Source organism: Photobacterium sp. DNB23_23_1 (genome assembly GCF_052873815.1).
This window is the reverse complement of record NZ_JBNNXT010000001.1, coordinates 406,305-430,260: the sequence shown is the minus strand read 5'-3', so window position 1 is coordinate 430,260 and position 23,956 is coordinate 406,305. Positions and strand designations below refer to the sequence as shown.

Here is a 23,956-nt window from a genome sequence, read left to right as displayed (position 1 = left end):
CCCAAGGCTATCTGTACCAATAATCACAGCCTGACACATATAAAGCTCTATATATTAGGGCTTTTATTTGTTTTAACCCCATCAATTTAACCACCCCACCCTAAAATAAGATAATTTGACTGCTTAGTGGTATTTCTCAAAACAAGTTATACCAATCTGGATAAGTAGTTGATCAAGTATTTGCTCTGGAAAAATCGTTGTTATCAAGGCAGATATTGCAGTAACTAGTGGCTCTAATTACAAAATATCTAACGCAGAGAACAGCGATTTTAACCTGCAAGACTGATCAAATATTTATGTAGGTTGGTATTAAGCATACGCCATTAACAATTTGGCATAATTATGAACACTATTTCATTGACCAAACGCCCAATTCAGCGTACAACTGTAAGCCGAGTTTCGGTGACATATCTTTGGGTCTCAATCTAACAGCCAGATGTACCCTGGCTAAAGGACAACATCATGCTAGATAGCATTACACACTGGATTAAACTTCGCTTAATAGGTTCTTCCTTATCCACTCAATGGGAAAACGATTTTTTTTCCAACCACTTTTGACATGCTGCGACAAAGTAACGTCAAAGTGCTTGGGTATACAGAGTACCCCACTTAGGATCGCAAGTAAGAACCAAAGAAATAACACTGTACTAAGGTTTATTGGCACGCATAAAAAAATCCCCTACTTGACAGCAGGGGATTTTACCAACCAGTAAAGTGAAGCGCTTTAAATGACTAACCCGCCATCAACTTTCAATGTTTGACCTGTAATAAATGCCGAATTGTCACTTGCTAAGAACAAAGCGCCATTGGCAATATCTTGCGGTTTACCCATACGGCCTAATGGCGTTTTATTCCTCATGTGATCCAATACTTTTTCCGGTAAATCAACGGTCATTGGTGTTTCAATAAATCCAGGGGCTATACAATTTGCCCTCACTTGGGCACCTTTGCGCGAAAACTCCTTCGACCAACCTTTTGTCATGGCAATCACACCACCTTTGGTTGCTGCGTAGTTGGACTGACCGATATTCCCGTCAGTCCCCACCACTGAAGACATGGTGATGATTGAACCAGACCCGCCTTCAACCATCACAGGTGCAATGGCTTGGGTCATATTGAAGACTCCCTTCAGGTTGACATCGGAAACCAAGTCCCAATCTTCCTCTGTCATTTTTTCAATCAGGTTGTCCCGTGTTACACCAGCATTGTTGACCAGTACATCAATCTTTCCGTACTCTGATTTCACTTTATTAACGAAATTCGCAATATTATCTCGATCACAAACATTCAGCTCAATGGCAGTAACGTTAGGATACTTGGCTTCTAAGTCCGTCATGGCAGCTGAGTTCATATCACACGCATACACCTGAGTTGCATCATTCTTAGCAAAGGTTTCGACAATGCAGCGACCAATCCCTTGGGCACCACCTGTCACTATACACACTTTGTTATTTAGCATTTTAATTCCCCTATATGAATACCAAACTGTTGACATCAAAACGGTTGTAACTGGTATTAGCGAGTGCCTGCAGTTGTGACGGGCAACACAACTCACTGTATTCTGGTATTTTAGAGGATTCACCCAAAAATATTACTCACATTAATGCAAATCAGCTTTGCTAATATGACGCTATGTCTTCCTCTTCTACATGCAGTGATCATTGCCGCCTTGAGTATTTATTCATCATTTTGTTGCATTTTATTGCTATAACTGTATGAGGGTAAATGGATTTTAGGATGTACTATGTTGGACAAGGTTGTCTTCTTTCTACACGTAGTGAGAACAGGTTCGATCAGCGAAGCGGCAAAGCACAATAATATCTCCCCTTCCGCTGCCAGCCGCTGGCTTAATGAGTTGGAAGAAAAGATGGGGGTTAGCTTACTCAAGCGCACAACACGCAAAATCACCCCGACTCAAGCCGGGCAACGACTGTTCGACCGATTCAGCTTGTTGTATACCCAAATTGACGATGTGTTCAACGAAGTCCAGAACATGAGCAGTGAGGACAAAGGAACCATCAAAATTGCCAGTACCCCTCTATTTGCCAAGCACTATCTGAGTCAGATCATCGGTGAGTACCTGCTGCTTCACCCATCAATTAACTTTGTCGTGCTAGAAACAGCCTTCGAAGTCGATCATGTCCATGATGTTGATTTTGCGATACGAGCCAACGCCACCTATCGTGGTTTTCAGGACAAAGATAGCCTGCTGGTTAAGCGTTCACTGCTGAAAGAGCCATTATTGGCATGCTGCTCGCCGGCATATATCAAAAAAAACGGCAAACCTATTGTCCCCGATGACCTCAAACACCATCGCTGCTTGTATGCCAGTACATTGGTTGGTGGTAATCGTTGGATTTTCGAATCGAATGGCGAATACTCCACCGTTGAGATAGCTCAGACAGTGGAGGCCGATGACAGTGAAATTCTCAAGAATATCGCCATACATGGTGGAGGAATTGCGTATTTGCCCTTTAGTTTAATTGCCAATGAACTCGACAGGAAAACCTTACAGCCAATTTTGGAAAATTACGTCAGTAGCCAATTTGAGCTCAACCTCTACTTCAAGCCACGAAAATACATGCCCGCGCGTTGTGCCAATTTCAAAGATTATCTTATCGAACGCGTTCCCGAAATTGAACGACTAAAGCGACAAGGAAACTCGCATGGCCGACATGCCAACAAGCCTGCAGATATGGCTAAAATCATTCAATGATGCCCTAGCGCAAGCAAGAGTCTTGGGGATTTCACCCACGCCTGAGATGGCAAGACTAGGGCTGTCGACTATCACACAGCAGTTTGTCACAGCCCCCATAACCATAAAACAAGTTATTGATACATTTATCCATGGAACTGCAATTCCATGCCGAATTTACCACCCATCTCCGGGTAATGAATTACCGGTATTATTATTCTTCCATGGTGGCGGCCACATGTGTGGCAGTATTGAGGTCTACGATCCAATCAGTCGTCGCCTCGCACATCACAGCCAGCACGTCGTTGTCACGATTGATTATCGGCTTTCTCCCGAGCATCCTTACCCGAAAGGCCTCGTTGACTGCATTATGAGCCTTGAAGAGATAGTAAATACGCTGGTGACACAGAATATATCCTTTCGGCCGACGATATCTATTGCAGGTGATTCTGCAGGTGGTGCATTGGCGGCAACGCTTGCCCAACGTCAACCAGATACCATCAATCAATTAGTCTTGATATACCCAAGCCTCGATTACACATTATCTAGTGGATCTTTAATTGATTACCGCGAAGGGTACATCTTAGAGACGGAAAAGATTCAATGGTATTTTGACCAATACTTCCAGCAAGAAAATAACCGCCAGACAGCGTCACCACTATTCGGGGCGTTACCCAGCAACCACCCTGCAACCCTGCTTATAACAGCGGGCTTTGATCCAATACAAGATGAAGGAAAGCGGTATCTCAAGCGATTAACAATGTTAGGGATCGATAACCTGCACCATCACCTCGATAATATGACACACGCTTTTCTGAATTTGGAAGACCTCGTTTCGAAGGCTTGCGACACGACCTACCACTATATTGACGAGTTCCTCAATCGTTAAGTAATACCAATCTGGATAAGTAGTTGATCAAGTATTTATGTCGGTTGGTATAAAACGTTCAGATAACATAAAGCCCAGCATTTGCTGGGCTTTAACAATGTTACGGGTAGCGGATTACCACATAAGATCATCAGGGATCTGGAAATCAGCATACGGGTCATCTTCATCAATCTCTTGCTCAGACGACGTATTATTCACGATGATGCTTTCTTCATCCCGCTGGCTGATCTTATCAGCGACGACACCAGGGATCACTGCGTAACTCTCCAGGTAACGAGCAATCGCCAAACGGCCGCTAACAAGCTGATCTTGCGTCTGCTTATTAACGTAAATCTTCTTCACTAACGTGCCATCAGTAAAGTTATAACCGATGTCACCGTCTGCGATATCGATTTTGTTCATTTCAATCAACTGTTTGACTTGAGATGTGATCGCTTTCTTGTCAGCCTCTGCCTGCTTTTGACGATTCAGCTCTTGATCCTGCTCCAGCTGTGCAGCCTTGTTAGCTTCCACAGCGGCTTTAGCTTCATTGCGAAGAGTACGTGATTTTTTGGACTGTTTGCCCGCTTTCTTTAGTTTTTTCTTATCAATGAGTCCAGCTTTTAGCATCTGCTCTTGAAGGGATAGTTTCGCCATTTCGACTCCGTCACGGGCATAAAATTTTAATCTCCCTATTATCCCTTTGTCGCCTGAATCTCGTCAACCTTGTGTTGTCCACTATAAGCAAGATAAGCGGCACAATCGCGCCACAAGTCAGAATATTAACGCTGAAAAGGATAAACAGAGCCTATATGAAGAATCTGTGTGAGCTCATCAAGCGCAGTGCGTGATTCCACCAACAAGGACGGATCCGCCAAATCCGCTTCAGCCAATTGATCGCGGTAATGGTGTTCTACCCATTGGCATAACTGCTTATATAAAACATCGGACATCATTGTATTGGGGTTAACAGCGGCCAATTCATCCTGTTTTAGCGCGACGCGCAATCTCAAGCATGCAGGTCCCCCACCGTTCGCCATACTTTGTTTCAGGTCGAAGATTTTAATATCATCGATACCCTGCTTGTTGGCTAATAACTGGTCTAGGTATGCCCACACCCTCGGATTGTTTCGGCATTCTTCAGGCAAAATCAACACATTGTCACCGTTAGGCATAGTGATCAACTGCGAGTTAAACAGGTAACTGGTCACTGCATCTTCTATTGATACACTCTTTGTTGGTACTTCGATAATGCGCATTTCACCCGATAGTTTTAGATCAAGCTCGTCATAAACCGCCTGCTGATTCAAAAAGGCCTGCTCATGACAAAAAAGGACATTGCGGTTACCGACAGCGATAACATCGTTATGAAACACACCTTGATCAATCACATCCGGGTTCTGCTGGGCAATCACGACCTTGTCATTCTCCAGCTGGTGCAACCTTGCCACCGCTTCGCACGCTTCAAAAGTATGCCGGGCAGGGAATTTCTTTGGCTCAGGATAACGGCTGTCAAAGGCATAACGACCAAAGACGAAGAATTCTACCCCTTGCTGATCATAGGTGAGACAGAAACGGGTGTGGTTAGCGGCACCTTCATCACCAAAGTGCTCAATACTCGGTAAGGCTGGGTGGTGAACAAAATGGTTATCGTCAGCGAAAGTGGCTTTTAATATCCGCCCAGTCACCTCATGCTCGATAGAGCGATGGAATTTATTGATTAAATTCGCTGGTGTAAAGTGGACCTTGCCATCTTTGGTATCTGCCGAAGGCGAGACGGTTGCTGCGTTAGCCGTCCACATGCTTGATGCTGAACAACAAGCCGCCAATACTTTCGGCGCCTGCTTCGCAGCTGCGGCCAGCACCGACTGATCACTACCAGTAAAGCCCAGTCGACGTAACGTCGCTATATCAGGTCTTTCCTGTGGGGCGAGCACACCTTGCACCATTCCTATATCAGACAGTGCCTTCATCTTAGCTAATCCCTGCAAGGCTGCTTGTTTAGGGCTAGAGGGAGTAGCTTGGCTCCTCGCCGAGGCGACATTACCAAAAGACAACCCACTGTAGTTGTGAGTTGGACCAACTAGGCCATCGAAATTTGCTTCAACTGCGCTCATAGATATTCCATGTTTGATTACCACAGTTACACAATAACAAAGTCGCTACATTTACAACAAGCTTGGCACAACCAGCTACCTTTAATCGCTGATAAGATAGAAATGATTTTTTTAGGCATGACTATGCACCTGTAAACGTTTACTGCCGTCTCTATTACGTGTAGCAAGGGGGGATTGAGCCGAAGATTACTGGGGACAACACATATTTACGCATTTTATGCTCAACAAAAGCCAGCTCAAAACAAGCAGGCATCTTATTAAACTGTGCGTTAGATCATCATGAAGTACGTTTAATCATCCCACTCAACGACATGTCCAGCATCATAAATTCCATCACTGTAAGCCGGGGAAAAGTTAATAAAGATGTTTTCCTTAGATACTGGCAAGACGTCAGCCAAGGTATTGGCAATGACTTCCAACATAGTGGCAATTTGCGTTTCGGTATTGAAGTTAGGGGCGATGAGATGAACGAGCAGTGGGTGTGTTTTATCTGGCTGGCAGTCAACCACTTTGCCGTTATGGGCATAATGATGAGGAGAAAGGTAATCCCATGTTGCCATGACATGCTTTAAATCGATATCGCTAGTTTCTGAAACGGCTTTTGAGAGCACACCCAAGGTGGCCGGAATATTGACTTCTTGAGCAAAAGGCAAAGACTTAATTCTAATTAACGGCATGTCGCTTCTCCTTTTATGACCATACCTAGCAACATCATTGCTGCTAGGTAATTTTTCTGGATCACTTTTAGAAGATAGCTAAACGCGTTACTGTCACGCCTTCTCAATATTGAGAATTTTAACTTTTTTGTCACAATCTTCAACAAGGCCGTTAATCACAGCGCTTATCTTCACAGCACGGGTTTATCACCCGCTCAGCACAGGTATAAGGTTCAATGTGAATAACAACATCAACCAGTTCATCGATTTGCGCCAAGATATGCGCTTTGAATTTTTCGCTGATGGTGTGAGCATCTTCAACGCGCATGTCTGGATCGACTAGCATATGAAAGTCCAACAAAATAGTACTGCCCGTACGTCGACTACGGATAGCATGCACTTCTTTTATCTGAGGTACCTCGCCAGCATAACCTTGTACTTTTACTTCTATATCTTCATCAACCTGTGCCTCGGTCAACTCCATAATAGCCGGCCATAAAATTTCAATCGCCGCTTTGAAGATCATCGCCGTTACGATCAGCGCTGCAACTTGATCGAGGTAATGCAGATCAGGGAACACAAAATTCGCCACGACCGCGATAGCAACAGGTAAAGAACTCAAGGCATCACTACGGTGGTGCCAAGCATTAGCATGCAGAGAACGACTCTTGATCTTCTTGGCTTGGATAACGGTCCAACGGTAAAGCACTTCTTTTACCACAATCGAGGCCAATGCGGCCCAGAAGGCCAGCATTCCAGGAATAGCGGTTGTTTCATGCCCTAATGCCGAGAGGGAGTCCCAACCAATACCTATACCGACAATCAGCAGTAGAATACCAATAAATATATTGGTAAAGGTTTCGAAACGACCATGGCCATAAGGGTGGCCTTTATCGGCTGGAGCTGTCCAGTAACGTGATCCAATCAAGATAGCCGTATCGGTGATAAGATCCGAAAAACTGTGGACACCATCGGCAACCAACGCCTGACTGCCCGTAATTTTGCCTACCGTTATCTTTAATACCGCCAAACTAACGTTAGCGATGGAGCCTATCCAGGTTGCTCGATGGATTACTTTTACCGGGTTTTCAGCCATTGTTCCAACTTCTAATAAGGTTAAAGCACCCTCACCACTTCAAAGTGCAAGGGGTAACGTGAATAGAATATACTACGAGTCATCCCACTGACAAACCAGTTCATTAGCCCTATTACTTCGATAGGTCTGACTTATTCATTACCTCTGAATGGTAATAACAAGTCACTAAATGATCATTGACCATTCCAACGGCTTGCATGAAAGCATAACAAGTCGTCTCACCCACAAACTTAAAACCTTTCTTTTTGAGAAAGCGACTCATTTCTTTGGAGGTTTCAGTGAAAGCCGGAATATCGGCCATGGTTTGCCAGTGATTAATAACTGGCTGGTGATCGACAAATTGCCACAATGCATTTGCTAAACTGCCATACTCATAAATTAGCCGCTGGGCAGCCCGGGCGTTATTAAATACCGAGCTAATTTTCCCTCGGTGCTTGATGATATCGTAGCTGGCAATAATCGCCTCTATGTGATCATCCTCATATGAAGCTAACTTTTCGATATCATAATTGTCGAAAGCAGCCCTGTATGCTTCTCGGCGTTTTAAAATGGTGTACCAGCTCAGCCCAGCTTGTGCACCTTCAAGTGTCAGGAACTCGAATAAATATGTATCTGATTTATTTACCCGCCCCCACTCTTGGTCATGATATTCCCGTTCAATAGGCTGCTTCATAGCCCATGCACATACACTCTTTTCCACAGCCATTCCTTACATTTTGTTAAATTTTTAATAGTAAAATTTAGTTACAACAATGATATTTCGCCAACTATCTGAACATGAAAGAAATTTGTCACGAGTACCCCAAAAGGGGTAGTTTTGGTCGTTAACCCCCTTGCTAATATTCTCCTGGGGAATTATTCTGACAACACTTACTGATGAGTTTATCGACTATTAAGGGTTGATGTGACCGGTAAAGTGAATTTAATTCTCATACATACATGTAATTTTCAATTTTATGATACCAGCATCACATAAACCTAGATGAGCTGTGTAATTCAAATTGAAAACTAACAACTTAGTTCCATAATGGGGAAGTCAATACACAGCTATTGATTAGGGAAAAGGACTTTTATGAGAAATATCGCCGATTTTATCGAGCAACTAGAAAAAGGAGATAACCCATTTAATGTTTGGGTTTACTCCAGTAAAGGTCAATATAGTCAGTTTGGCAAGCAAGGTAATAAGATTTCAACCCCGGCTCTTCAGCGTGCGTTGAACAAGTACCTACAAATTGTGGTAGAAATGAATAATGAATCGGATGACGATGCATTTTTATTACTGCCCGAGGTGCATGCCGCCGTGCCTGTTTCGTTCCGAGACGGCCAAGTACAATTACTGACAAGACAAAACTAAATAAGCCATAGCATTTTGTGACTAACGATTAAGAACGATACCTGGCTAGGTCAATCTTCAACACAAAGTGATAGTGACTTAACCAAAAACAGACCTTTACGGTCTGTTTTTTTATGGCTTTACAGCAGCCACATCCGCTTTCTGTCATACCAATCTGGATAAGTAGTTGATCGAGTATTTATGTAGGTTGGTATCACTCATAACTGTATCTAAAACTCTGATAAGGATTGATAAAGGATGTCTGCATTAGCACTCGTCTACCAGACTGACAGGCTTTGTTACCTTCATCCCAGCCTTGGTTAAATTTTGTGTCACTACCATCCAGGGTTTCATCCTTACCAAAAACTTTCCCATAATTGCCGGTAATGCCCAGCGCACTGTCACAACCTTGGTTATAGCCATAATGGTAGAGACTGTCGTAAGGCACATCGTAAACATAATCATCTGGAAAAAGCTGATAGTTTTCCAGATCTGAGCTTGAACAACCCAGCATTGTCATTGGAAATATGACAATAGCAGCCCAATACCCTGTCTTTTTCATAACGACCCCTCTAGTATGGCGTTTAGTAAATAGTAGCTAAAACCTACACACACTGATGCTCAGAAAGATAATTAATTCAGATAAAAGCCAGCATTGCTGGCCTTATCATTAGAACAGGTTAAGTGCGGATTAGCTGATTACTTGTTCAATACCGCATTCAAACGCTCAAATCCGCGTTCTAGATCAGCGATCAGATCGTCTGCCGACTCCAAGCCAATATGCAATCGCAATAACGGGCCTGCAAAATCTTTCTTGGCAACCGTGCGTAGCGAATTAATATTTTCGTTCGCGAGGATCAAGCTCTCAAAGCCACCCCAAGAGTAGCCCATGCTGAAATGCTCCATACCATCGAGCAATGCCGTCAGCGCCTCGGAATTACCGCGGTTCAACACAACAGAAAACAGACCGTTACACCCTTTAAAGTCACGCTTAAAAAATTCGTGCCCTTCACAGCTTTCAAAAGCCGGATGGCGCACATGATCAACTTCTTCGCGCTCTGCCAACCACTGTGCAACTTTAAGGCTATTCTGCTCATGCTGCTTCAAACGTACGCCTAGAGTACGAAGTCCTCGCATGGCAAGGTAGATATCATCCGCAGAGGTACATTGACCAAGCAGGTAACTGTTTTCTTGTAACTGTGCCCAACAGCGTTCATTAGCGACTGCAGTCCCCAGCATGACATCAGAATGCCCCACAATATATTTGGTTGCAGCCTGAATCGAGATATCAACACCATGATCAAAAGGCTGGAAGTTAATTGGTGACGCCCACGTATTATCTAGCATCACAACCAAATCATATTCATGGGCAATACGAGACAAAGTCGGAACATCTTGAACTTCCATGGTGATTGAACAAGGTGACTCAAGGAACAATACTGTTGTATTCGGCTTGATAAGGTCACGGATCCCCTCACCAATCATTGGATCGTAATACGTGGTTTCCACGCCCATCTTATCGAGGATTTTATCACAGAAATCACGGGTCGGTTCGTAAACACCATCGACCATCAAGATGTGATCTCCTGCTTTAACGAACGACAGAATAGCGCTGGTAATCGCTGCCGTCCCACAAGGGTACACGGCACAGCCTACACCGCCTTCTAACTCAACCATGGCATCTTGAAAAGCAAAGTGAGTGTTGGTACCGCGGCGGCCATAAAACAGGGCTTGGTTCTTTCTGTTAGCCGTTGCCTGTTTCATCTCTTTCACCGACTCAAACACTATGGTCGAAGCTCGGCTAACAGGTGGATTAACCAGCGACTGTGTCCACTTTGCAGAACGCCCAGCAGTAACGATCTTGGTCTCTAATGATTTCTTTCCCATGTTGTGTCTCTTTCCTTTCATTCTCGGCGCTAGTCTCCATTCATTTGACGTTATCACAGTTGGACGCTAAATGGGTAGCCATGAAAAAAAGACAACAAAAAAGGGCACGAAGGCCCTTTTAACTCTATAAAGCAGCCGTATATACAGCTGCCGCCTTATGGCTCTTGTGAAACAGGCTGCAACTTATAGTGTGAAGAATCCAGCTTAAATAACTCAGGTAGCGCTGTGCCCACAGAGACTGAAGACCAAGTCCCCGTCAGAATGCCGATAAACATCGCGATGGCAAACCCTTCAAGAGGACCGCCACCCAATAACCATAAAGAGCCAACTGTCAGCAAAGTCGTACCGGATGTGATCATCGTACGGGAAATCGTCGCCGCTATCGCTTCATTGTTGATATCTTCAATCGCTTGATTCGGTTTCGAAATCAACAACTCGCGAATACGGTCTGCAATGATGATTGAGTCATTCAGCGAGTAACCCAAAATAGCCATCACAGCTGCCAGCACCGTCAAATTGAATTCCATCTGAGTCAGTGCAAAGAAACCCAGAACAAAAATTACGTCGTGCGCCAGAGCAAAGACTGAACCCGACGCCAAACGCCATTCAAAACGGTAACTCAGGTAACCGAGAATACACAGCACAGCGACCAACAGTGCCAATCCACCCTGCTCTGCCAATTCCTGCCCCACTTGTGGACCTACAATGCTGGTATTTAGCACCTGTACTTGTGAATCAATAGTATGCAGTGCAGCGGCAATATCCGGCGCTTCACCGTGCTGTGGAATCGCATAGCGTAATACCCAGCGTCCCGGCTCACCGGCCGCAATCACGCTGACATCCTGACCCAGTTTATCGTCCAGCAGTTGATCGATTTCATGGCTAGTTAACGCACTGTTGGTTTGAACTTCAGTGACAATACCACCGGTAAAATCTAATCCCCAGTTCAAACCTTTGACCGAAATAGCCACTATGGAGCCAATCAGTAAAATAATAGAAATGACACTCGTAACGTGACGCCATTTTGTTGCATTTGTCATAGTGATAAACATATTAAATTCGCACCTCTCGTCGAGCATCACGACCCCACACCACATTAATAATGGCGCGAGAAGCAAAAATACCGGTAAACATACTGGTCATCAGTCCCAGCCCCAATGTCAAGGCGAACCCTTGAATAGGACCATTACCAATTGCATAGAGAACAACCGCGGTGATCATGGTGGTAAAGTTAGCATCGAAAATCGTACTGAAGGCACTGCTAAAGCCCCGGTCGATTGCTTGAGCTAAACTACGGCCTTCTCTTAGCTTGTCGCGAATACGTTCGAAAATAAGTACGTTAGTATCTACCGCCATACCGACAGTCAACACCAAGCCAGCAATCCCCGGCAGTGTCAGTACCGCCCCAGGGATCATAGCAAGCAGACCAAACAGCATCACCATATTGGAGACCAGTGCGACATTCGCTACCCAGCCAAGGCGTCGGTACCACAAAGCCATAAAGATCAATGTCAGACCCAAACCCAATGCCAATCCCGCAAAACCATTTTGAATATTCTCTGCCCCCAGTGTTGGACCAATCGTGCGCTCTTCAACGATTGTCACAGGTGCTGTTAATGAACCTGCACGCAGTAACAGCGCCAACTCTTGCGCATCTTGCATTGAGCCAGCGCCGGTAATTCTAAAGTGATTACCCAATTGGCTTTGGATCGTCGCCACACTGATGATCTTGTTCTCTTGTACCGCATTGCCTTCGCTGTTCCGGCTGTACTCGCTAAAAGCGGTGGCCATTGGCTTGCCGATGTTCTGGCGTGAAAAGTCAGACATAATCTTGCCGCCAGCACTATCAAGGTTGATGTTCACTTCGGCCATACCCATCTCACCAAAACTGGCACGAGCATCAACGATATGGTCACCACTCAAAATAGGCTTACGCGCTACGCGTACAGGCTGTCCATCCTCATCATTGATGATCATTGTGCTACCACTACCCAGTTCTCGAACCGGATAGAAAGCCAAGCTGGCTGTTGCACCGATAACACTTTTGGCTGCCGCGGGGTCTTGAACACCAGGCAGTTCGATTCGAATCCGGTTTTCACCTTGGCGCTGCACCAAGGCTTCGGTGATCCCCAGCTCTTCAATTCGGCTACGCATGGTTTGCAAGTTTTGTTGAACCGTTAGGTTACGAAGCTGTGTTTGCTCATCCGCTCTCAGAGCCAACTTAACGCCATGGCCAGCATCATTGGTTACTTGCCATTGAGGGTAGTTATTACGGATAAACTGGCGAACTTTACCATTGGCTTCGCCATTAGGTAGACGCACGGCCAAGGTATCTGAAGCCACGGCTTCAATTCGGGTATTTCGAATGCCTTGCGTGCGAAACTCCTGACGCAATTCATCTTGAAGCAATTCGCCCTGTGCTTGATACACCTGATTCATATCTACATCTAACAAGAATTGAACACCGCCACGAAGGTCCAAACCAAGCTTAATAGGCGCAAAGCCCATATCCTGCAACCATGCAGGTGCAGCGGGTGTCATGGCCAATGTTAATTGCGAATCACTTTTAGGTCCCATTTTCTCCGACAGAACTTTACGGGCTTGGGTTTGCTGTGAATCGTCGGCAAGCACAACCAACGTACTATCTGGCTGCTGATCAATACGCTTAACTGCAATATCATGCTGCTTCAATGTGTTTTGCAGTTGAACAACATCAGGCACGGGCACGCCTTTGGCAGAAACTTGCACGGCAGCATCTTCACCGTACCACGTCGGGATTGCACTGAGCATCAGCACCACCAAGGTGACGAGAAGGACAACATATTTCCAAGCGGGGTAATGGTTCAACAAACGTTGAGGGGCTTTCTTTCTCATATTTTTTACCACTGTTTTTGTTGCACCCCCATGTCGACAGAGGCACAACTCACTGCTGTTTCAATCAAATTGAAAACAGTCTGAATCGCCCTACTCGTTAAACACTTTGTAGCCATGAGCTAAAGACGCGCAGTATCAATACACAAGTAGCAATACCTAAAGCGAAGCAATACTCAGAGCAATGTAATAACAAGCAAGGTTTCATAGTCCTACTTTTACAAGGCAGGAATAGATCGATGACAGGCTATGTCTATGAGAGGCGGTGGTGGTAAACCGTATAGAGCAAGTTAGATTCCTTCCAACCGGAAATCCGGCCTGAAGGGGGGGAAGTGTTCAGGGTCCAATCTAGCGCTGGCTGCATATCGACGCGGTAGTCCTTGGCAAAACTCGGGACAGGTTCGATAGGCAACTCAATCGCCAATTGATAAGCAGGTTCAACCTCTTCTGGATCATGGCGCAACAAGCTGGCAAAACGGTTAGAACTAACAATAGCGAGGTCAAGACTGCGGTCATGCTTGGAGTGTTGATTGTTATTCGATTGGGAGCTGCTGTGAACGTCTATCGCATCAACGAAGTCAGTCTGATCCAATTTAAACAGCGCATTGAGCTCTGTTTGAGAAGCCTGAAGATGTAAGTTCTGGCTTGCTGTAGCAAAAAAGCGATCAAAAGCAGCGGACTGAGCCAATTGTTGTGAAAAGAGCATCGGCATATAACGAGTGGAAGCACTGTCGACATCGCTATAAACATTATGCTGTAGTCCTGCTGTCACACTTGATACAGGCATGACTGAGCCTGCATGGCTAGGCCATACAAATCCCAAACACACTATCAACATCAAAACTCTCAGCACATAAACTAGCATAAAACAGCCATTACAGAATAACTTTCCGCATCATAGGGTCCGAGCCAGTGATTCACAAGAAAAGAATGCGTTTGCCTACATTTTTTTAGTTATTTTTTGACAAGCTCATCTGTGCTATATATCGAAGCAAATCATTAGGCCGTGTTAACCTATTGCCAAGATAGTTAAAAACCACATATTCACTATCCATTTTTACCGTTACTCAGTAGCGCTTATGTTAAGGGAAGCAAATCATGACATCACATAAAATTGCATTTATCGGACTGGGCACCATGGGCTTCCCGATGGCTGGCCACCTCGCCAATGCTGGCCACCATGTGACCGTATACAACCGTACCACAGCCAAAGCAGAAAAATGGGTCGAGACTTATGCTGGCAGCTACGCCCTAACGCCTGCTGAGGCGGCTGAAGGGGCTGACTTTGTCTTTACCTGCGTTGGTAATGATGATGATTTACGCCAAGTATACTGTGGTGATGATGGCATCCTTGCATCAGCAAAACCGGGAGCGGTGCTCATTGATAACACCACCGCCTCTGCAGAGGTTGCTAAAGAAATTGCTGAAAAAGCCGTGGATTGCCAGCTTAACTTCCTTGATGCGCCAGTTTCCGGTGGTGAGGCTGGCGCTGTGAATGGTTGTCTTACCGTCATGGTTGGCGGAGATAGCAAGGTATTTGAACAAGCAAAACCTATTATGGGTAGTTTTGCTAAAGCCACCACCTTGATGGGTGGGGTCGGCTACGGCCAAGTAACCAAAATGGCTAACCAGCTTTGTATTACCGGTATTCTGCAAGGGTTATCAGAAGCGATTACATTAGCGAAATCTGCAGGGCTTGATATCGAGCAGATGACAGAAGTACTCAAGCACGGTGCAGCAGGATCTTGGCAATTGGAAAATCGCGCTCAAACCATGGCAGAAGATACATTCGACTTCGGCTTTGCCATTGACTGGATGCGTAAAGACCTGAGTATCTGCTTTGAAACCGCGGAGAAACTTGGGGTTGAACTTCCTATCGCCAAACAAGTTGACCAAAAATATGCTGAACTACAAGCCCGTGGCTACCAGCGTGCCGATACCTCCGTGCTTATCAAACAGTTCGATAACGATAAGCGCTAATACACAGCAAATACTTTTCTTGATGAACGTTTTCAAGTGATTTATTCCCCAGTTTCTAGGGCATAAATACCAACAAAAGCATAGGCTACTAACCAGCCTCTGCTTAGGGACTCAGATGTGCAGGCTGATTGGGTCCCTAGCATGGCAACAGATACAAGACGACAGGGGATATGATTAAGGGCAAATACAACCAGTTTTAACTTGGGAAAATGGAAATAGATTTCATCAACTCATCGATATAAATATATTATCCAACTATAGCGAAAAAAATTTAAAGTTGCCAATTAACAATAAATAATACTTAATACGCATATTTATTGTTAATTGGAATTCCGCTGTTAATATTAATATCAACAATATACATCAACTCTAACCACATGATTAAGAAGCAATAAAAGTTATTTTTTATTGCCAAAATGTTTATTGTTATTTAATTCACAATTTAGCATCATCAAGCTTTCACGAACTTTAAACACCACTAATAATAGGGATAATTATAAAAAGGATTTATATTATAAAAATGAGGGCAGTATGATTAAAGCTTATGCTTACTTGTCTATGAAAAGACCACATATCCACATATTCAGCGTAACATCAACATTTCTTCTTTTTGCTTTTTGTTGTTACCAATTGCTCGCTAATGAAAGGATGACTTTTGGGTTAGGGTTAATTTTCGTTGGCATCATGGTCACCTTGTTCAGCCAAGCTTCTTCTTATCGCCAGAAGTACTTAAGCCGTGACTAAACTAAGACTCAATCACCTAAGGTAGTTTTGGTATATGACCCAAAAAAACCTCTTTCAATGAAAGAGGTTTTTATAACGATAACTCGTCATTTATACCAACCTACATAAATATTTGATCAGCCTTGCAGGTTAAAATCGCTGTTCTCTGTGTTAGATATTTTGTAATTAGAGCCACTAGTTACTGCAATATCTGCCTCGATAACAACAATTTTTCCAGTGCAAATACTTGATCAACTACTTATCCAGGTTGGTATTAGTCTTTAAAGGCTAATGAAAATCCCCGCCAAAGCAGCACTCATCAAGTTGGCTAGTGTTGCAGCTAATACTGCTTTAATACCCAGGTTCGCAACATCACCACGACGCTCTGGGGCCATTACACCAATAGAGCCAATCTGAATAGCGATTGAACCTATGTTGGCAAAACCACACAGGGCAAAAGTAATAATCACCTGGCTGTTCTGAGATAATGTTTCTTTGATGCTGACGAAATCGAGGAAAGCAACAAACTCATTCAGAATCATTTTCTGGCCAATGAACGCACCAGCCTGAAGCATTTCAGACGCAGGCACACCAATGACGAACGCTAGCGGTGCGAATAGGTATCCAAGCATACCTTGCAAGGTTAGGTGCTCGAAGCCTACCCAAGAACCTACGGTTTCTAGACCCGCGTTAGCCATTGCAATCACGCTAACAAAAGCAATCAACATAGTACCGATAGCCACAGCCACTTTCATACCGTTCATGGCCCCTGCAGCTAGAGCATCAATCGCATTACTGTGATCACTTTTCGCCATTTCAATATCAGTTTGCTCAACCGCGACACTCTGCTCTGGTACCAGCAATTTAGCCATCATCAAGCTACCTGGCGCAGCCATAAAGCTTGCAGCAATTAGGTACTTCAGATCCACACCCAAACCTGCGTAACCGCCGAGAACACTGCCGGCAACCGATGCCATACCACCTGTCATTACTGCGAACAGTTCTGAGCGTGTCATTTGAGGCAGGAATGGTTTCACCAACAGTGGGGATTCACCTTGTGATAGGAAAATATTACCTGTAGCAACCAAAGATTCAGCACGGCTTGTACCCAACGCACGCTGAATACCACCACCGATCACTTTGATGATCCATTGCATCACGCCAAGGTAATAGAGAAGGGAAATAAGAGCACTAATAAAAATAACAAGCGGAAGGACGCGAACAGCAAAGATAAAACCGGAAGTCGCTAGATCACCAAACAGGAACTTGATCCCTTCATCGGCAAAACCCAATACGCTAGCAACACCATTACTCATTGCTCCCAGCAGCTTTTGCCCAATAGGAATATACAAGACCAAAGCGGCAAAGCAGGCCTGTAACAACAATGCCCCACCAACCGTGCGCCAATTGATTGCACTACGGTTTTCAGAAAGCGCGTACGCGCACAATACCAGTACCAAAATACCGGCCAAACTAATTAACAACTGCATTATTTCGTCCTGTTGCTTTGACTATGTGTTGGAAAGTCGAAAAATGAAGGTGTTACTGTCTGCAATACCAATGGGGACATCGCCTTCGGAGAGAAAGCTAAACATGGAAGGTCCTGAACAAGATTGCTCAAAAAATGTGGAATTGCCCGTCCATTTGTAAAACATACAAATCACCTAATTAACAAGCTAAGTAATGCCGGTCCAACTCCGTGGGTCATTCACATGTCCATGGTGACAGCTTGTTAATACCAAACTAAGTAATAGTCTCGCTGATAATTCGAGTTATGACTTTGTTAGGTATAGGTGGCTGAACGCTATGGTTCTGGCCGGAAGCGGAGTATATAGAGATATAAATCACATTAAAAACCCGAAAGGGTGTTTTTTTTGTGAACTCGGCTTGATTGAGCAAAAACTCGTCAAACGTAAGAAAAGATTTCCAACTGTCAATTTCGTATATAGAAAAGCAAACGATTACTAATTTTTTGACGCTGTATTTCTGCTTTTTATTCTGGTAATTGCTTAAAAGCGCAGCCAAGAAATAGGTTTACTCAGCTACGCCTAGGTTCAAACTTGTCATCTCAATAGAGATTAATCTTGCTCTTTTTGCATTTTCGCGATGATATTGATGTAGTCTTTTGGTGGCGGTGTCCACCCCCGCTCGGATGAAGCATGCTTATGATGCCGGTCTGTTTTCATTTCGTTGCTGAGTACTTCCTCTAGTTGTATAAACAGATCACGATACGTTGCATTGAATTTGCTTTCCTCAGTATTGTCCTTCCAAGCTTGGTACAGCACTTCTTTACTTCTGGCTTCCGTCTCAACAAAGGTTTGCCGCAACTTCTCGGCTCTAAATGGGTGAACTCCCAAGTCTTTCAGAGCTTGAGTCCCCATCGTCAATGCGGAGTGGTAGGTTTCACTGATAATAAAGTCAGCACCGGCAAAGCGAAGTGCGTAGTGATGGCCCCGATCATAAGCCCTCGCTAAAATACGAACATGGGGGTAGCTATGCTTCACATACTCTGTAAGCTCTACCGCACGCTCTTGATCATCAATGGCAATCACCAACAGTTTTGCCTCTTCAATACCAGCGGTATGCAGTAAATCAGGGCGCGTCGCATCCCCATAATAGCTTTTGATTTTGATGGCCCGCATATTATCTATCTGGCCAGCTTCATGATCGAGAACAACGGTTTTGATCCCGTTAGCGACCAACAAACGGTTAATAATTTGTCCAAAACGACCAATCCCTGCGATGATCACCGTCCCGGTTTCATCAATTTTATCCGCTTCTCGCTCATTGCTCTGCTCTACAAATTTCGGCACTACCACTTTATCGAAGAAAATGAACAAGCCTGGAGTCAGGAGCATGGAAATGGCGACGACCAGGGACAATATCTGTGCAATGCCTGCAGGCAGTACATGGTTTTGCATTGAATAACTCAGTAACACAAATCCAAATTCACCCGCCTGAGCCAAGCTCAATGTCAGCAAATAGCGATCACTTCCCTTTACTTTAAAAATCAACGCGAGGGAAAATAGCACCGCTGCTTTAATCAGCATAACCCCCAAGGTAATACCCAGCACCAACCCCACATTGCTCATCAACACCGAAAAGTCTATGCCAGCACCGACGGTAATAAAAAACAAACCGAGCAACAGCCCCTTGAACGGTTCTATGTTCGACTCAAGTTCATGGCGAAATTCACTGTTTGCCAACACAACGCCAGCCAAGAAGGTGCCCAATGCAGGAGACAACCCGACCAAACTCATCAAAGCTGCGATACCAATAACAAGCATCAGCGCGGAAGCTGTGAAGATCTCTCTGAGACCCGCACTAGCAACAAAACGGAATAATGGCCGGCTAAGGAAGTGCCCCCCCACTACCACAGCACAAATAGCACCGACAACAACCAACGCATAACCCCAACCAGGCAGCCCTTCAACGAGACTTAGCTCCTCATGATGTTCAGCCGCTTTATGCACCAATTGCTGAGCTTTTTCCACCAGTTCAGGCAGTGCCAACAAGGGGATCAAAGCCAGCATAGGAATAACCGCAATATCTTGGAACAACAAGACAGAGAAGGCATTCCTACCTCCTTCGGTTTTGGCTAACCCTTTTTCGTTGAAGGTCTGCAAGACAATCGCGGTTGATGACAGAGAGAAGATCAAACCTATCGCCAACGCCATAGTCCAGCCTAGCCCAAAGAACATCGCTATCGCCATCACAATCAAGGTCGTTAATCCGACTTGTAGCCCCCCCAACCCCATTAATCGATGGCGCATGTCCCATAACATTCTGGGTTCTAATTCCAACCCGACCAGAAACAGCATCATAACTACACCAAACTCGGCAAAATGCTGAATGGCCAAGGTTTCTTCACCCACCAAGCCCACCACAGGACCGATGACGACACCAGCAATCAGGTAACCTAATACCGAGCCCAGGCCAAGACGTTTAGCAATAGGAACGGCAACCACGGCCGCACACAGGTAAATAAATGCCTGAATAAAATAGATGGTCATGCCTACCCCTCCCTAATCAGCACATCGAGGTGGTCGTTGAGCTTGGTTACCGCACCTGCCTGCTCAAAGTCAATCCGGTCATCCCGCAATGCCAGCAGCAATCGCTGCCAGCCTTCAATATGCTTCCCTACCCGCTTTTCCTCTGCAGCCGTCCGAGCACCGAACAATGCATAGGGTGCAATATAGTGCATGCCTGTTAACACTGCGGTTTGTTCCAGAGGATGCAGTAACTCGCGGAGGGTGTAGTGGTTGAAGCCATCTTCGCAGTAAGCATTTGCTGGCCCACCAGCGGTGAGCGCACACAAAAATTTCTTACCCTGCAGTGCGGTTCCGTCCTCACCGTAGGCAAAACCATATTCCAATACCAAATCCTGCCACTCTTTTAAAATTGCGGGAGTTGAATACCAATACATAGGAAACATGAACACCACAATGTCATGCTCTCGGAGTCGCTGCTGCTCCCGATCGATATTGATATGGAAGGTTGGGTATTCTTGGTAGAGATCAACCGCTGTCACGCCACCGATACCCTGGGAGGATCGGAATAAAGGCCAATTTATCTCAGAACGATTAATAGATGGATGGGCGAAAAGAATAAGTACTTTGTTCTTGGTCCCTGACATAAAGCTCCACACTCCGGGAATCATAACGACAAGCGACGGATAAGCCGTGTCCCACAAAAATGTCACAAAGTCGCGATAAGACAATAGCCTAGCCGCGATACCTCTTTGGCATTAAGTGTAGACTGACAAATAAAAAAAGGGCGCCTGGAAGAGCGCCCAAAAGGAAGTTGTGTGCTAATTGCTTACATCGTTTCCAAGCTCGGTATCCAAGGAAAGGGCGCGATGCCCTAGGGGAGGTATAGATACCTTGCTTGTTGCCCGAAACGTATAATTAATAAAGCAATGGATATGCCAACTTTTCAAATGAAGTCTGTTTTATTTAAATGTAAGGAATTTCGACCTCTTGGGCTTGAAATATGGCGGTTTGGGCTAGTAATCACCATTTTTATTGGAGTACATTTCCACTACAATGCATTGATTTTTAGCCGTTAAGTGATTGCTAAGCGTGCACGGCGCACCATATTAGAGCAGAAGGAAGCCCAAGGCCCTGGTTATGAAAGGACGTTCATCAAGTACCTCATGGAAAGCGTTATCCCGAAAAGTCATTAATGAAAAATCATCTACCTTTAGGAGCACAGCAATATGGCTTCTATTGGCCTTGCTTCCACTTAGCCAAAGCACCGCTAATTCACCCCTAATTCCCCAGCAACTCCTCAACCATACAGATAGTTACGGCAACATCTCACTACGCAACTCTGCCGAGATCGCGTTACCGGATCCCTTGGTTGTTAAGGGAAACCTTAATCTCGAAAACAGCCAGATACGCCAGCTTCCCAATACTCTAGCGGTAAAGGGAAACTTGAACCTTGCGTATAGCCACATCGAATATTTACCCGCTCAAATCCGCATTGGTGGCTACCTTAACCTTGCCCACTCGAATATTGCCGCGATCAATGAAGGATTACAGGTACATGGCGATCTCAGCCTGATGGGCACAACACTGACTAAGCTCCCTGCACACCTTTATGTTGGCGGCGATCTTTACCTCGCCAACTCAAGCATAACCGAACTGCCTGAATTCCTTGTTGTGAAAGGAAATGTTCACCTTGGTGGTATAGCGATTAACCGTATCCCAGAGCATGCTCAAATTGAAGGGTTCATATTCCAGTAGCGCCACAAACTAAAAAAAAGGCGCCCAGTCGGACGCCAAAGGAGGTTGAAACAGAAGTTACCGGTTATCACATGTATTGCTTGTAATGAATAGTTTGATTAATGAATAATTTGCTGCAAGAACGCTTGAGTTCGATCAAACTGCGGAGCACTAAAAAAGGCTTCTGGCTCGTTCTGCTCAATGATTTCACCTGCATCCATAAATATCACCCTATCTGCCACCTCTCGGGCAAAACCCATCTCATGGGTAACGCAGATCATTGTCATACCCTCTGAGGCCAACTCCACCATGACATCGAGCACTTCCCTTACCATCTCAGGGTCCAACGCCGACGTGGGTTCATCGAATAACATCACCTGTGGTTGCATAGTCAAAGATCGGGCTATCGCAACACGCTGTTGCTGTCCACCCGATAACTGTCCAGGAAACTTGTGTGCTTGGTCTGCGATTCTTACACGCTTTAGGTATTCCATCGCGAGAGCTTCCGCCTCTTGCTGAGGCATTTTCTTCACCCAAATCGGTGATAGCGTGCAGTTTTCCAGCACAGTCAAATGTGGAAACAGATTAAAATGCTGAAAACACATCCCGACTTCCCGACGCACCAGTTCTATGTTCTTCAGATCGTCGGTAAGCTCTGTCCCCGCCACCATAATTTGGCCACGCTGGTGATCTTCTAGATGGTTAATACACCGAATCATCGTTGACTTACCCGAACCGGATGGCCCACAAATGACAATTTTTTCACCTTTTTTCACATTTAAATCAATATCTTTTAGAACATGAAATTCACCGTACCACTTATTAACTTTCTGCAGGCGGATCACAGAGTCTTCCGGCACTGACTGATAAACGGTTTTTGTAAACATATAAACTTCCTTGTACAAGTTAATGTCGGTGTTCCGTGTTTAGCTTACCTTCCAGGTAAATACTGTATCGAGACATACCGAAACACATAATCCAAAACACCAAAGCTGCAAAAACGAAACTCTCGGTAGAAAAGCCAAGCCATGCCGGATCACTGTTTGCCGACTGGGCAATGCCAAGGACATCAAACATACCGATAATCAAAACCAGACTGGTATCTTTCAACAGGGCAATAAAGGTATTCACGATAGAAGGAATACTGATCTTCAGTGCCTGCGGCAAAATGATCAGCCTCATCGATTTCCAATAACTCAGGCCAAGCGCTTCAGCCGCCTCGAACTGCCCTTTTGGTATCGATTGCAAGCCCCCGCGAATCGCTTCAGCCATATATGCGGCATTAAACAACACCACACCAATCAATGCCCTTACTAGTTTGTCTATTTCTGTCCCGCCAGATAAGAACAGCGGCAACATGACCGATGCCATGAACAATACGGTGATCAAAGGAACACCACGCCAAAACTCGATATAAACCGTACTAAAGCTGCGCACAATTGGCATCTGTGATCGGCGACCAAGTGCTAACACAACGCCAAGCGGTAATGAGACCACAATACCAGTTAGGGCAATGACTAAAGTAATGAGCAAGCCGCCCCATAAGTGTGTTTCAACCACAGGTATACCAACCACACCTCCGTACAACAAAGCCACAGACAAAACGGGAAGCACGGATACAGAGACCACCAGTAGCCATTTTTTGACTGAGCCCTTGCCCAACAACATCCCAGCAATGATACCTAGCAGTCCCAGCATAAATGTCACTGGTCGCCATATCTCTTCGCTCGGATAAAACCCAAACATAAACTGTTGGAATCGAGCCTGAACAAATACCCAGCATGCGCCATCGCGACTACAATCTTCACGGCTAACCCCAACCCAGTCGGCATCAAGAAGTGCCCATTGGATAATGCTCGCCAATGCGATAAATGCACCACCGGCAATAACACCTGTGATAAGGGTATTTAATGCTGAAGAGAACAAATTCTCCCTAAGCCATGCCGAAATGCCGATCATCTTCGATGGCGGTGCTTCAGACGGCGAAAAATGAAAAACTTTCAT

General features: G+C 45.0%; 21 protein-coding genes. 5 read left to right on the top strand and 16 right to left on the bottom strand.

Annotated elements, in window-relative coordinates:
* Window positions 1-724 precede the first annotated feature (724 nt).
* Window positions 725-1,459: a 3-oxoacyl-ACP reductase FabG gene (gene fabG, locus ACVA53_RS01795; protein ID WP_446504380.1), complete on the bottom strand. Its 735-nt coding sequence runs from the start codon at window positions 1,457-1,459 to the stop codon at window positions 725-727.
* A 285-nt stretch (window positions 1,460-1,744) separates the two neighbouring features.
* Between fabG and ACVA53_RS01790 the strand changes: the two genes are divergently transcribed.
* Together ACVA53_RS01790 and ACVA53_RS01785 are read left to right on the top strand one after the other, a co-directional pair.
* Complete coding sequence (locus ACVA53_RS01790) at window positions 1,745-2,716, top strand: LysR family transcriptional regulator (protein ID WP_446504379.1); 972 nt, start codon at window positions 1,745-1,747, stop codon at window positions 2,714-2,716.
* Entirely contained in the window at window positions 2,667-3,584 is a 918-nt protein-coding gene (locus ACVA53_RS01785) for an alpha/beta fold hydrolase (protein ID WP_255041854.1), read from the top strand. The genes ACVA53_RS01790 and ACVA53_RS01785 overlap by 50 nt, the downstream gene beginning before the upstream one ends.
* 114 nt (window positions 3,585-3,698) lie before the next feature.
* Here ACVA53_RS01785 and ACVA53_RS01780 read toward each other — a convergent pair whose 3' ends face one another.
* The 5 genes from ACVA53_RS01780 to ACVA53_RS01760 form a co-directional block, all read right to left on the bottom strand.
* Window positions 3,699-4,220: a DUF2058 domain-containing protein gene (locus ACVA53_RS01780; RefSeq protein WP_255041852.1), complete on the bottom strand. Its 522-nt coding sequence runs from the start codon at window positions 4,218-4,220 to the stop codon at window positions 3,699-3,701.
* Between the two features lie 125 nt (window positions 4,221-4,345).
* Window positions 4,346-5,680: an N-succinylarginine dihydrolase gene (gene astB, locus ACVA53_RS01775; protein ID WP_255041850.1), complete on the bottom strand. Its 1,335-nt coding sequence runs from the start codon at window positions 5,678-5,680 to the stop codon at window positions 4,346-4,348.
* A 290-nt stretch (window positions 5,681-5,970) separates the two neighbouring features.
* A complete protein-coding gene (locus ACVA53_RS01770; RefSeq protein ID WP_255041849.1) occupies window positions 5,971-6,357 on the bottom strand; it encodes a hypothetical protein in 387 nt (128 codons plus the stop codon).
* A gap of 151 nt (window positions 6,358-6,508) precedes the next feature.
* Window positions 6,509-7,432: a cation diffusion facilitator family transporter gene (locus ACVA53_RS01765; RefSeq protein ID WP_255041847.1), complete on the bottom strand. Its 924-nt coding sequence runs from the start codon at window positions 7,430-7,432 to the stop codon at window positions 6,509-6,511.
* A 112-nt stretch (window positions 7,433-7,544) separates the two neighbouring features.
* The gene (locus ACVA53_RS01760; RefSeq protein ID WP_255041846.1) at window positions 7,545-8,138 is read right to left on the bottom strand and encodes a DNA-3-methyladenine glycosylase I; all 594 of its coding nucleotides are present in this window, start codon (window positions 8,136-8,138) and stop codon (window positions 7,545-7,547) included.
* Window positions 8,139-8,504: 366 nt separating this feature from the next.
* On the opposite strand from ACVA53_RS01760, the gene ACVA53_RS01755 reads away from it, so the two are divergent.
* Window positions 8,505-8,786 carry a hypothetical protein gene (locus tag ACVA53_RS01755; protein ID WP_255041845.1) on the top strand — a complete coding sequence of 94 codons (282 nt, stop codon included), beginning with the start codon at window positions 8,505-8,507 and terminating at the stop codon, window positions 8,784-8,786.
* Between the two features lie 193 nt (window positions 8,787-8,979).
* On the opposite strand, the gene ACVA53_RS01750 is transcribed toward ACVA53_RS01755, so the two are convergent.
* From ACVA53_RS01750 to ACVA53_RS01730, 5 genes are all read right to left on the bottom strand, one after another.
* Complete coding sequence (locus tag ACVA53_RS01750) at window positions 8,980-9,327, bottom strand: hypothetical protein (RefSeq protein ID WP_255041844.1); 348 nt, start codon at window positions 9,325-9,327, stop codon at window positions 8,980-8,982.
* Between the two features lie 137 nt (window positions 9,328-9,464).
* A complete protein-coding gene (locus ACVA53_RS01745) occupies window positions 9,465-10,652 on the bottom strand; it encodes a cystathionine beta-lyase (protein WP_255041842.1) in 1,188 nt (395 codons plus the stop codon).
* A gap of 155 nt (window positions 10,653-10,807) precedes the next feature.
* Window positions 10,808-11,704 carry a protein translocase subunit SecF gene (secF, locus tag ACVA53_RS01740; protein ID WP_446504378.1) on the bottom strand — a complete coding sequence of 299 codons (897 nt, stop codon included), beginning with the start codon at window positions 11,702-11,704 and terminating at the stop codon, window positions 10,808-10,810.
* A gap of 1 nt (window position 11,705) precedes the next feature.
* The gene (gene secD / locus ACVA53_RS01735; RefSeq protein ID WP_446504377.1) at window positions 11,706-13,526 is read right to left on the bottom strand and encodes a protein translocase subunit SecD; all 1,821 of its coding nucleotides are present in this window, start codon (window positions 13,524-13,526) and stop codon (window positions 11,706-11,708) included.
* Between the two features lie 250 nt (window positions 13,527-13,776).
* Entirely contained in the window at window positions 13,777-14,310 is a 534-nt protein-coding gene (locus ACVA53_RS01730) for a hypothetical protein (protein ID WP_446504376.1), read from the bottom strand.
* 311 nt (window positions 14,311-14,621) lie between these two features.
* Here ACVA53_RS01730 and ACVA53_RS01725 point away from each other — a divergent pair, with 311 nt between their 5' ends.
* Window positions 14,622-15,503, top strand: a complete 882-nt coding sequence (locus ACVA53_RS01725) for an NAD(P)-dependent oxidoreductase (protein ID WP_446504375.1) — start codon at window positions 14,622-14,624, stop codon at window positions 15,501-15,503.
* A 1,004-nt stretch (window positions 15,504-16,507) separates the two neighbouring features.
* Here ACVA53_RS01725 and ACVA53_RS01720 read toward each other — a convergent pair.
* The 3 genes from ACVA53_RS01720 to ACVA53_RS01710 all read right to left on the bottom strand — a co-directional run bounded on the left by ACVA53_RS01720 (window position 16,508) and on the right by ACVA53_RS01710 (window position 20,862).
* The gene (locus ACVA53_RS01720; protein ID WP_255041837.1) at window positions 16,508-17,716 is read right to left on the bottom strand and encodes a NupC/NupG family nucleoside CNT transporter; all 1,209 of its coding nucleotides are present in this window, start codon (window positions 17,714-17,716) and stop codon (window positions 16,508-16,510) included.
* Between the two features lie 588 nt (window positions 17,717-18,304).
* Window positions 18,305-20,239, bottom strand: a complete 1,935-nt coding sequence (locus tag ACVA53_RS01715; protein ID WP_255041836.1) for a monovalent cation:proton antiporter-2 (CPA2) family protein — start codon at window positions 20,237-20,239, stop codon at window positions 18,305-18,307.
* A 2-nt stretch (window positions 20,240-20,241) separates the two neighbouring features.
* Window positions 20,242-20,862: an NAD(P)H-dependent oxidoreductase gene (locus ACVA53_RS01710; RefSeq protein ID WP_255041835.1), complete on the bottom strand. Its 621-nt coding sequence runs from the start codon at window positions 20,860-20,862 to the stop codon at window positions 20,242-20,244.
* Between the two features lie 493 nt (window positions 20,863-21,355).
* Between ACVA53_RS01710 and ACVA53_RS01705 the strand changes: the two genes are divergently transcribed.
* A complete protein-coding gene (locus ACVA53_RS01705; RefSeq protein ID WP_446504374.1) occupies window positions 21,356-21,973 on the top strand; it encodes a hypothetical protein in 618 nt (205 codons plus the stop codon).
* A gap of 98 nt (window positions 21,974-22,071) precedes the next feature.
* Here ACVA53_RS01705 and ACVA53_RS01700 read toward each other — a convergent pair whose 3' ends face one another.
* Together ACVA53_RS01700 and ACVA53_RS01695 are read right to left on the bottom strand one after the other, a co-directional pair.
* Entirely contained in the window at window positions 22,072-22,839 is a 768-nt protein-coding gene (locus tag ACVA53_RS01700) for an amino acid ABC transporter ATP-binding protein (RefSeq protein ID WP_255041833.1), read from the bottom strand.
* A gap of 19 nt (window positions 22,840-22,858) precedes the next feature.
* Window positions 22,859-23,956, bottom strand: a complete 1,098-nt coding sequence (locus ACVA53_RS01695) for an amino acid ABC transporter permease (RefSeq protein ID WP_446504373.1) — start codon at window positions 23,954-23,956, stop codon at window positions 22,859-22,861.

Excerpts from the sequence above, each read along its gene's own strand:
- fabG (WP_446504380.1), bottom strand. The coding sequence starts at position 1,459 with ATGCTAAATAACAAAGTGTGTATAGTGACAGGTGGTGCCCAAGGGATT.
- ACVA53_RS01790 (WP_446504379.1), top strand. The coding sequence starts at position 1,745 with ATGTTGGACAAGGTTGTCTTCTTTCTACACGTAGTGAGAACAGGTTCG.
- ACVA53_RS01785 (WP_255041854.1), top strand. The coding sequence starts at position 2,667 with ATGGCCGACATGCCAACAAGCCTGCAGATATGGCTAAAATCATTCAAT.
- ACVA53_RS01780 (WP_255041852.1), bottom strand. The coding sequence starts at position 4,220 with ATGGCGAAACTATCCCTTCAAGAGCAGATGCTAAAAGCTGGACTCATT.
- astB (WP_255041850.1), bottom strand. The coding sequence starts at position 5,680 with ATGAGCGCAGTTGAAGCAAATTTCGATGGCCTAGTTGGTCCAACTCAC.
- ACVA53_RS01770 (WP_255041849.1), bottom strand. The coding sequence starts at position 6,357 with ATGCCGTTAATTAGAATTAAGTCTTTGCCTTTTGCTCAAGAAGTCAAT.
- ACVA53_RS01765 (WP_255041847.1), bottom strand. The coding sequence starts at position 7,432 with ATGGCTGAAAACCCGGTAAAAGTAATCCATCGAGCAACCTGGATAGGC.
- ACVA53_RS01760 (WP_255041846.1), bottom strand. The coding sequence starts at position 8,138 with ATGGCTGTGGAAAAGAGTGTATGTGCATGGGCTATGAAGCAGCCTATT.
- ACVA53_RS01755 (WP_255041845.1), top strand. The coding sequence starts at position 8,505 with ATGAGAAATATCGCCGATTTTATCGAGCAACTAGAAAAAGGAGATAAC.
- ACVA53_RS01750 (WP_255041844.1), bottom strand. The coding sequence starts at position 9,327 with ATGAAAAAGACAGGGTATTGGGCTGCTATTGTCATATTTCCAATGACA.
- ACVA53_RS01745 (WP_255041842.1), bottom strand. The coding sequence starts at position 10,652 with ATGGGAAAGAAATCATTAGAGACCAAGATCGTTACTGCTGGGCGTTCT.
- secF (WP_446504378.1), bottom strand. The coding sequence starts at position 11,704 with ATGTTTATCACTATGACAAATGCAACAAAATGGCGTCACGTTACGAGT.
- secD (WP_446504377.1), bottom strand. The coding sequence starts at position 13,526 with ATGAGAAAGAAAGCCCCTCAACGTTTGTTGAACCATTACCCCGCTTGG.
- ACVA53_RS01730 (WP_446504376.1), bottom strand. The coding sequence starts at position 14,310 with ATGCCTGTATCAAGTGTGACAGCAGGACTACAGCATAATGTTTATAGC.
- ACVA53_RS01725 (WP_446504375.1), top strand. The coding sequence starts at position 14,622 with ATGACATCACATAAAATTGCATTTATCGGACTGGGCACCATGGGCTTC.
- ACVA53_RS01720 (WP_255041837.1), bottom strand. The coding sequence starts at position 17,716 with ATGCAGTTGTTAATTAGTTTGGCCGGTATTTTGGTACTGGTATTGTGC.
- ACVA53_RS01715 (WP_255041836.1), bottom strand. The coding sequence starts at position 20,239 with ATGACCATCTATTTTATTCAGGCATTTATTTACCTGTGTGCGGCCGTG.
- ACVA53_RS01710 (WP_255041835.1), bottom strand. The coding sequence starts at position 20,862 with ATGTCAGGGACCAAGAACAAAGTACTTATTCTTTTCGCCCATCCATCT.
- ACVA53_RS01705 (WP_446504374.1), top strand. The coding sequence starts at position 21,356 with ATGAAAGGACGTTCATCAAGTACCTCATGGAAAGCGTTATCCCGAAAA.
- ACVA53_RS01700 (WP_255041833.1), bottom strand. The coding sequence starts at position 22,839 with ATGTTTACAAAAACCGTTTATCAGTCAGTGCCGGAAGACTCTGTGATC.
- ACVA53_RS01695 (WP_446504373.1), bottom strand. The coding sequence starts at position 23,956 with ATGAAAGTTTTTCATTTTTCGCCGTCTGAAGCACCGCCATCGAAGATG.